At 40.1% G+C, this 7,820-nt stretch carries 9 protein-coding genes; 1 reads left to right on the top strand and 8 read right to left on the bottom strand.

Features of this window, described 5'->3' with window-relative positions; all coding sequences use genetic code 11:
* The first annotated feature begins 168 nt into the window (after positions 1-168).
* Positions 169-807 (top strand): histidine phosphatase family protein, encoded by a 639-nt coding sequence (locus tag VB654_RS15585; protein ID WP_323214688.1) that lies wholly within the window; start codon positions 169-171, stop codon positions 805-807.
* A gap of 363 nt (positions 808-1,170) precedes the next feature.
* On the opposite strand, the gene VB654_RS15580 is transcribed toward VB654_RS15585, so the two are convergent.
* From VB654_RS15580 to VB654_RS15545, 8 genes are all read right to left on the bottom strand, one after another.
* Positions 1,171-1,545 (bottom strand): hypothetical protein, encoded by a 375-nt coding sequence (locus tag VB654_RS15580; protein ID WP_323214687.1) that lies wholly within the window; start codon positions 1,543-1,545, stop codon positions 1,171-1,173.
* Between the two features lie 85 nt (positions 1,546-1,630).
* Positions 1,631-2,836: a glutathione S-transferase family protein gene (locus VB654_RS15575; RefSeq protein WP_323214686.1), complete on the bottom strand. Its 1,206-nt coding sequence runs from the start codon at positions 2,834-2,836 to the stop codon at positions 1,631-1,633.
* Positions 2,837-2,892: 56 nt separating this feature from the next.
* Entirely contained in the window at positions 2,893-3,417 is a 525-nt protein-coding gene (locus VB654_RS15570; protein WP_323214685.1) for a DUF937 domain-containing protein, read from the bottom strand.
* Positions 3,418-3,622: 205 nt separating this feature from the next.
* A complete protein-coding gene (locus VB654_RS15565; protein ID WP_323214684.1) occupies positions 3,623-4,618 on the bottom strand; it encodes a metal ABC transporter solute-binding protein, Zn/Mn family in 996 nt (331 codons plus the stop codon).
* 193 nt (positions 4,619-4,811) lie between these two features.
* Entirely contained in the window at positions 4,812-4,919 is a 108-nt protein-coding gene (locus VB654_RS15560) for a hypothetical protein (RefSeq protein WP_323214683.1), read from the bottom strand.
* Between the two features lie 216 nt (positions 4,920-5,135).
* Positions 5,136-5,408, bottom strand: a complete 273-nt coding sequence (locus VB654_RS15555) for a hypothetical protein (protein WP_323214682.1) — start codon at positions 5,406-5,408, stop codon at positions 5,136-5,138.
* Between the two features lie 77 nt (positions 5,409-5,485).
* Entirely contained in the window at positions 5,486-6,547 is a 1,062-nt protein-coding gene (locus tag VB654_RS15550; RefSeq protein WP_323214681.1) for a WD40 repeat domain-containing protein, read from the bottom strand.
* 79 nt (positions 6,548-6,626) lie between these two features.
* Positions 6,627-7,598, bottom strand: coding sequence for a GTP-binding protein (locus VB654_RS15545; protein ID WP_323214680.1), 972 nt, complete (start codon positions 7,596-7,598; stop codon positions 6,627-6,629).
* Between the last annotated feature and the right edge of the window lie 222 nt (positions 7,599-7,820).

Here is a 7,820-nt window from a genome sequence, read left to right as displayed (position 1 = left end):
TTAAGCCCGCAAGGGGACTGAAACTGCTGTTGTTACCTTCAATTTCAAAACTTTGTGGTTGATTGACTTTTTTGGTTGATTACTTTGTCGTGGTGTAACATCCTCGATTGCAAGATTAGTGGTAGTTTATTTTTACACAAACTCCTTTATCCAATCGCAATACAAACTATGACACTCAATTTATATATACTGCGACATGGAGAAACTACTTTTAGTCAAAGTGGTAATTTCTGTGGTGAAACTGATGCAGAGTTGACTTCTGAAGGGATGCAGATGGCATCCAGTTTTGCCGATGTGTATCAAAAATTGAAGTGGTCAGGGGTTTATGTTAGCCCAATGAAGCGCACAATTGCAACTGCCAAGCCATTTTGTGATGCTATCGGTATGGATATGCAGTTGCGTGATGGACTTAGAGAAGGTAGTTATGGCAAATGGGAAACTAAGAGTAAATCGTTTGCTCAAGAGAATTACGCAGAAAACTATGTAAAATGGTTGACAGAACCCGCTTGGAATGCACCACTAGGTGGAGAAACTGCGGTAGATATTGCTAACCGTTCTATGCCTGTAATTGCTGAAATTCAAGAAAAACATCCCGAAGGTAATGTTTTAGTGGTTTCCCATAAAGCCACAATTCGGATTATGCTTTGCAGTTTACTGGGAATTGATTTAGGACGCTATCGCTATCGGGTGAATATTTTGGTTGCATCGGTAAGTATGGTTAAATTTGATGTTAATGGCCCTTTGTTAGAAATATTAGGCGATCGCCATCATATACCCGATCATATTCGCTCTCGTCCAGGAACATAATAGACATCTCTAATAATTAGGGCTTGCTGAAGAAATCTAAAAACATTACAGGTAAAGGATTTTAGCCTGTTTGAAATTGAAAAAGTGCAAGCTTTTATGAAGTGGGAACTCGAAAACCTTGCATTTAAGTTTGATTCAAAGGAAAAATTTTCCCTACTAAACTCTTGAAACTGTTCCCTGTTCCCTGTTCCCTAATCTCCACAGATAACTTATTCAGCAAACCCTAATTAAAGGTTTGTAGTCAGGACTCAAGTACTGAATTCAGGGCTAAAGCCCTTACTACGAGCCAAATTATTATATTTTTACATGAATTCACATAGTGGTCTTGATTCTCGTCAACTTACTTAATAACTTAGACTTGTCTTAATTAAGATCGTTACGATTAGGTGTTGGCAATTGCATGATCTCAGAAAAACGTGAATATTTAACCTCATCTGTAGGAGGATAATCTGCTGATACAGCAATTAAGCCAATTTTTATATCCTCGAAATAAATTACACCCCCAATCCGTTTTTCAACTTGGAAAGGGGCATGAAAAAAATGATATTCTGCAATGCAAATTGGCAGAAAGTGAGTAATTTTTATTGTCTTACCAAACATTTGCTGACAAGTGTTGTGCAGGACAGTATCTAGGTATTGATTATAGGCAGGCTTACCCAGTTCAGTAAATTCGGCATGATCCGCAAAATGATCCATATAAAATAACCAGATACGGGATAAGTCTGCTTCAACAGTCAATTTTTCCTTGAGTTTCTGCAATCGGTCGATGTTCATGTTCAGATATTGATGAATTGGGACGAGTAGACAGCTATCACAGTGGGAGTCAACGCTTTAAAAAGTTAGATGGGTCTTGATCTCTTCGATGCTGAATGGGAATGGGTGCTGGCTGACCATTACCTGCAAGGGCTGCGGTTTTCTCCAGGGATTCCCGCAATCGCTTGGCTGCGTAGATGGACATATCTCGTGGTACATTAATGCGATCGCGCAAATATCGGAGAGCAACATCAGATCCCGATGGCGGTACACAGTCTTTACCAGTCATCATCTGAGTTAAAGCACAACGTAGCGCTTGATCAAACAATCTATCATCTAAGGGGTTAACTCGGATAATATTTATGCGGTGTTTGATAGTTCTTTGAAGAGCTTCCATGCGTGAGTTTTCGGGTTCTGGATAAGTAACATCTGGTAGTCCAAACCAGGGGCCATTATCCACCCGTGCTTTATTGAGAAGCATCTGGGGTTCGCCGTTTTCCCAACAGCCACCCATCTGGGGCGGTAAATCATGTGCGTGGGTGTGAAAATCGCTCTGAGTACCGCAGTAGGTAGGTCGGCTTTCCATTGCCGCAAACCATGCCTTTAAGCGAGGGTTTTCTTCTCGCAGGGAGTAGCCCTTGTAGTAATAAAGGCTGGCGTTCATCCGTTCCAGATATGGCGTAAAAATCACATCAACAATACCGAAGCTATCTAGAAAATAAGGGCTTGGGGTGCAACCTAGAGCCTCCTCAACCTGAGCTACCACTGTGATAAATTGTTCTCGGTGGATTTGTTCTTGTTGAGATGAACCAGTCTTAGAACACAGCCAAACACACCAAGCTCTAAATAAAAGTCGTTCTAATTGACGTAGAGTCAGCACCCTGCGGTCTTTCATCCCTTGGTTCAATGAACCAAAAACCTTTTCCAAAGCGATCAAAATATCATCGCTTTCCTTAATAATCTTTCCATCTAGCTCAATTGCAGGGAGCATTCCTGATGGGACTTTACGTTTGTACCAACTTTCTTTTTCCCCATAGCAGAACATTGTCACTTTTTCGATGCGGTAGGGGATCTGTTTTTCCTCCAGCCATAACCAAACTTTTTGACAGTAAGGACACCAAGCGTGGTTATCGCGGTACAGTGTTACCCGTACATCAGATTCGGACTGACCAAACAAGCGTAACCTGGCTCTAGCATTGGTGAGGCCATTAACAGTATCTATTTGATAGTCCGTGAGGGTTTCTAGTTCTTGCCAGCTTAAGGGTACGGTAGTCATGGGTGAATTGAGTAGGGCAATACTTAGGACTTTTATTGACTCTACAATTTTCCCGACTACTTGCCAACATATCTACTAAATAATTGAATAGCGTCGGCAACATTGACATCTCCATCCCCGTTGGCATCCAAGAAAGAATTCAATACAGAATTTCCACTAGTTTGGGGATTTTGAGTATTAGCACCAGATTGCAATAAATTTAATACTATAGGCACAATTACAGGTAACAATTGCCCAATTGTACCAGCATCTAATCCTGTATGTTGAGAAGCTACCTGTGCTACCTGCTGTTGGATTTGAGGGGAAAACAGAGAACTTACGGCTTGAGGGTTAGAAGAAGTCCCAGCATATTGATTAACCAATGCTTGGGTTGCTTCACTACCTTCTGAGGCTTGCTTCTGTTGTAAAGCAGAACGTACATAGTTACCTACTACACCAACAACCGATTGTATGGTTGAAGGATTTGTTCCAGTGGCATTACTCAGCTGATTAACAGTGTTAAGAATACTGCCGAGTTGACCTAAACTAGCTTGTTGATTGGGATTGCTAACAGCACCGATAATTTGATCAAACAGACCCATAATCATCTTTCTCCTGATGTTCTCATTCGTTGACTGTAGAATAGCTGCTGCTATTATGAAACAATTATCTCCACAAAAGCAGAAACTAAAGAATGAATCTCAATATAGGAATCCGGTTTAGTTTCTGTAGCTTGCGTGGTGTAGCCATATTTACTCGTAGAGGTAGGGAATAGGGAACGGGGAACAGGGAATATTTTCAGTAAAATTACTGGGCAGATTTAGGGGCAAAAATTAAGTAAGTTCCTCCCAAACCTTCGACAATGGTGCGGGTATTTGCAACCATCAGGTTTTGATAGGTATCGGCTTCGCTTCCTGGTTCACCCAGTCCATTAGTGTAGAGTGGTCTTCTGGACATTTTTACATTGGCATTTGTAGCCACAGTTTGCATTAATTGGGGGTTAATTGTGGTATCTGCAAAGATTGTGGGTACTTGCGCTTGCTGAATAGTTTTCGCCCAATTTTTTACTTGTGCATCTGAGGGATTATTTCCACTACTGATACCGTTTAACCCGACTACTAAAGGAATTTTGTAGGCTGTGGTGTAATAGTTTAATATATTACTCGTTGTCACTAATTTTCGTTGGTTATCAGGAATCGTATTTATTCTTGATTTTATCCAACTATCGAGTTGAGTTAGTTGATTTTGAATTGCTGTTGTATTACTACTATATAATATGGCATTGTCGGGTGCTAATTTCTCCAAATTGTTACTAATTATCGCTACCATCCTGATGGCATTTTGAGGATTGTGCCAAATATGAGGATTAGTTAAATTCTGTCCAGATACTTGAAATTGTTGTGGTTGAGGAACGGCCAATTGATTTACAGCTATTTTGAGTGCAGGAGGATTTTGACTTTCTGCAACTATTTCGCTCAGTTCTGGTGTTAAATTATAGCCACTGTGGAAAATTATATCAGCTTGTGCGATCGCTTCCCGGTCTGCTGGTGCTGCTTGATATTTGTAGGATTCATTACCAGGAGAACCCAAGCAAATCAGATTAATTGTATTTTCTGCTACCTGTCTAGTTAAGTCACAAAGTACAGTTGTAGTGGCGACAACAAGAGGAAGATTTTCATTTATATTAGTGGTTGTCTGAGTGAAGTAAGTACTGGTTGCTTGATTTCTACAGCCAATAAATGTAATTGTGAATAGGGCTAATGTAGTTCGTAAAAAATTATTTGATAGTATTTTTTTTAGCATCACTAACTTCCAATTGATGTATAAAAAAGATGAACATTTTAAAATAGTAGATGCGGTGATTATGTTTGTGATTACTCATACAAATGAATCTAAAGCAATTGTAGCCTTAACTTGAAAAAGTTTGAATACACTATGAACAAAAATATCCCCGGCTTTTTGATAAAATCGGGGAAATGATACTATTGATATTAGTTTAACAGTCTACTAATTCTGGCTTTTGATTAGGACTCTGACTGGGAATAGATGAATCTAATTTATCTGAATGAAAGGCGGCGACATTATGACAATTGGGAAATGCCAATTTTATCCGTAATTATTCTCAACAGCAAGCTGCCATAATCTAGAATAAAAGTACACCTTAAATTAGTAAACAGTTACCAAGCCGATGAAGTTAAACCTTGTCCATCATGAAAAGTGGAGTTTTTGTCATTGCGACGTAAGGAAGCAATCTCACCATCTTGACTAAAAACTACAGTTCTCAAAGTAGACAAGGTTTATGTCTCTTAACTGGTAACTGTTAAAAGTCCAGAGATGGCAATTGCCCTTGTAGCATTTGGAATTTAGACTGAAAACAAGTAGTGCAGTTGCAACCCAATTGATCCATAATTGGATTAGATGTTTTCGTGGTATGAAGGGTTACTAGTTCGCCAATGGTTGGGGTCGATGCTACGGAAATCATGGGTGTAGCAGATTGAAGATTAAAACTAGATGCCTGTGCCGGATTTGCTACCAATAGTATAGATGCAATAAATGTAGGACAGGCAAGCAAAATCATTTTGGATATGTTCATAATTCACAGATAAATACTATTTCTGATACAGCATAGCCAATAAAATGACTACCTTCAACCTAAATAATTAGGTATTCTTAACTACGTCCGAATCCTTGACCTCGTAACACCTTAGACCAAATCAGTAATTCACCTTTGTCACCACCTGCGGCGAGGAATTTACCTTGGGGATGCCAAGCTAGGGTAGAAAACCCGGCGGAAACACCTGTCAGTACTTGGGTTACTTGTTTTGCTTTGTTCCACAAACACAGCCAGCCATCACTGGCGGCGGAAGCAAGAAGGAAACTGTTAGGTGCAAAGGCGATCGCAGTGATAATATCTACATGATTAGTTAAAACTCGTGCTTCCCAACCCAAGGATTCATCTTCTAGTTTTTCCCAAACCACGATACCTTCAACGCTGGAAGATGCCAAAATCGGTGCGCCCAGTTTTGTAGTAGCTTCTGACCATGCTAATTTACGGATTTTACCAGGAAAGCCTTGCATAACCCAAGGATCGGGATTATTCCATTCTAAAACGGCGACACTACGATCCATGTTGCCAGAAGCGAGGAATTTGCCATCAGGAGACCAAGCCATTGCTATACTGACACTAGGCATATCTAAAAGATATGGTTCTTGATCCCAGTTTTGGCTATCCCAAATCTTGACTCCCTGATAGCCACCAATGGCTAAGTATTGGCCATCACTACGCCAATCAATCCCCAATACTGAAGAGTTATCAAAGTTAAGTGTGACAACAACTTCTTTAGTATCGGCATCCCAGACTTGGACGTAACGCCCTAAACTAAAAGCTAGTTGGTTATTGGTAGGACTCCACGCTAGTTTATCCACCCATGCAGGGGCGTTTTGCAGTGTAGCAATTAATTTGGTATCTTGCCAAATTTTTACCTGTCCATCCTGTCCAGCAATGGCCAAAAATTTGCCATCTGGGGAAAAAGCCACACAGTCTACTGATGTACCGTTACCACTTTGTAAGGTTGTGAGGTTGCCATCATGCCACATTACCACTTCACCAGCTGCGGTGGTGGCTACTAAAGTTTTACCATGAGGCGACCAGGCGATCGCAATCACATAATCTGAAAGCGTTGTTGAATAGTGTTCTTCAAATTCCTTGGTTTTGTTAGCTGTGGGATTCATAATCTATGCAGATGTAACAACAGAAGGGAAAAAATAATCTACCTTATCGAGACGCGCTACCCCTGCGTCTGTGACTACTTCATGCAAAACAAGCGAGAAAATCTTGCTTCAATTGGGCTTCATCAAGATTGCGTCCAATGAAAACTAATTCATTTTTACGAGTTTCATTTGCTTTCCAAGGCCGGTCAGGTCTGCCATCTAATATCATGTGTACACCTTGGAACACATAGCGATTATCTTCTCCAGCAATATTTAAAATCCCTTTCATGCGGAAGATGTCTGTCCCTTGGGTCTGCAATAATTCCGAAAGCCAAGCGTTGAGTTTTTGCCCGTCTAGTTCACCACTTTCTACCAAAGCTACAGAATAAACTTTTTCATCATGTTCGTGAGCATCTTCACCTAAGAAATCCGGGTCAATTTCCAAGGCGCGGTCTAAGTCAAAGGCTTTCACACCCAACAAAGCATCCATTCCTAGTTGTGCGTTTTGGGTAGGGTAGATTTTAGCCATAGCATTCATACTCCGAATCCGCTTTTCCAACTCCTCCAACTGTTCTGGCGTTACCAAATCAGTTTTATTCAAAAGAATTACGTCGGCAAAAGCAATCTGTTCTTGTGCTTCGTCTGCGTCCCAATGTTGCCAAATATGTTTTGCATCTACAACAGTTACTACTGCATCTAGAGATAGTAGACTTTGCATATCTTCATCAACAAAAAATGTTTGAATGACTGGGGCTGGGTCGGCTAAACCAGTGGTTTCAATTACTAAATGGTCGAACTTATCGCGCCGCTTCATTAAATTGCCCACAATACGAATTAAATCACCTCGTACTGTACAGCAAATACAACCATTGTTCATTTCAAAGATTTCTTCATCTGCATCAATAATCAGTTGATTATCAATACCAACTTCGCCAAATTCATTCACAATTACAGCAACTTTTTTGCCATGTTCGTAGGTGAGAATATGGTTAAGTAAAGTGGTTTTTCCTGCACCCAGGTAGCCTGTGAGTACTGTTACAGGTACTGTATTTGTGATTTCTTCAGTCAACATAGTCTCAATGCCTTTTTTTCAAAGTTTAGATAATCATTACCACCTATAATAATTCTTTTTATATTTTTATGGTAAATTTACTGTAATTGGTTTTGAGGAGGTGATCCCACGGTTTTAGTAAAAGCTTTGTTTGTACTGATACATCTGCAATCAGTTGTAAATATTAAGGGTGTTGAGTTAGGGTTAACAGCAGTTTTTAACAATTCTGGAATTGATTATCGT

Source organism: Nodularia sp. UHCC 0506 (assembly GCF_034931045.1).
In the GTDB taxonomy this organism is placed as follows: Bacteria; Cyanobacteriota; Cyanobacteriia; order Cyanobacteriales; family Nostocaceae; genus Nodularia.
Note: the sequence above shows the minus strand (reverse complement) of the source record. Positions and strands in the feature narration are given on the sequence as shown.

Bases quoted from the DNA above. Each gene is read 5' to 3' on its own strand.
- VB654_RS15585 (WP_323214688.1), top strand. From the start codon at position 169: ATGACACTCAATTTATATATACTGCGACATGGAGAAACTACTTTTAGT.
- VB654_RS15575 (WP_323214686.1), bottom strand. From the start codon at position 2,836: ATGACTACCGTACCCTTAAGCTGGCAAGAACTAGAAACCCTCACGGAC.
- VB654_RS15570 (WP_323214685.1), bottom strand. From the start codon at position 3,417: ATGGGTCTGTTTGATCAAATTATCGGTGCTGTTAGCAATCCCAATCAA.
- VB654_RS15565 (WP_323214684.1), bottom strand. From the start codon at position 4,618: ATGCTAAAAAAAATACTATCAAATAATTTTTTACGAACTACATTAGCC.
- VB654_RS15555 (WP_323214682.1), bottom strand. From the start codon at position 5,408: ATGAACATATCCAAAATGATTTTGCTTGCCTGTCCTACATTTATTGCA.
- VB654_RS15550 (WP_323214681.1), bottom strand. From the start codon at position 6,547: ATGAATCCCACAGCTAACAAAACCAAGGAATTTGAAGAACACTATTCA.
- VB654_RS15545 (WP_323214680.1), bottom strand. From the start codon at position 7,598: ATGTTGACTGAAGAAATCACAAATACAGTACCTGTAACAGTACTCACA.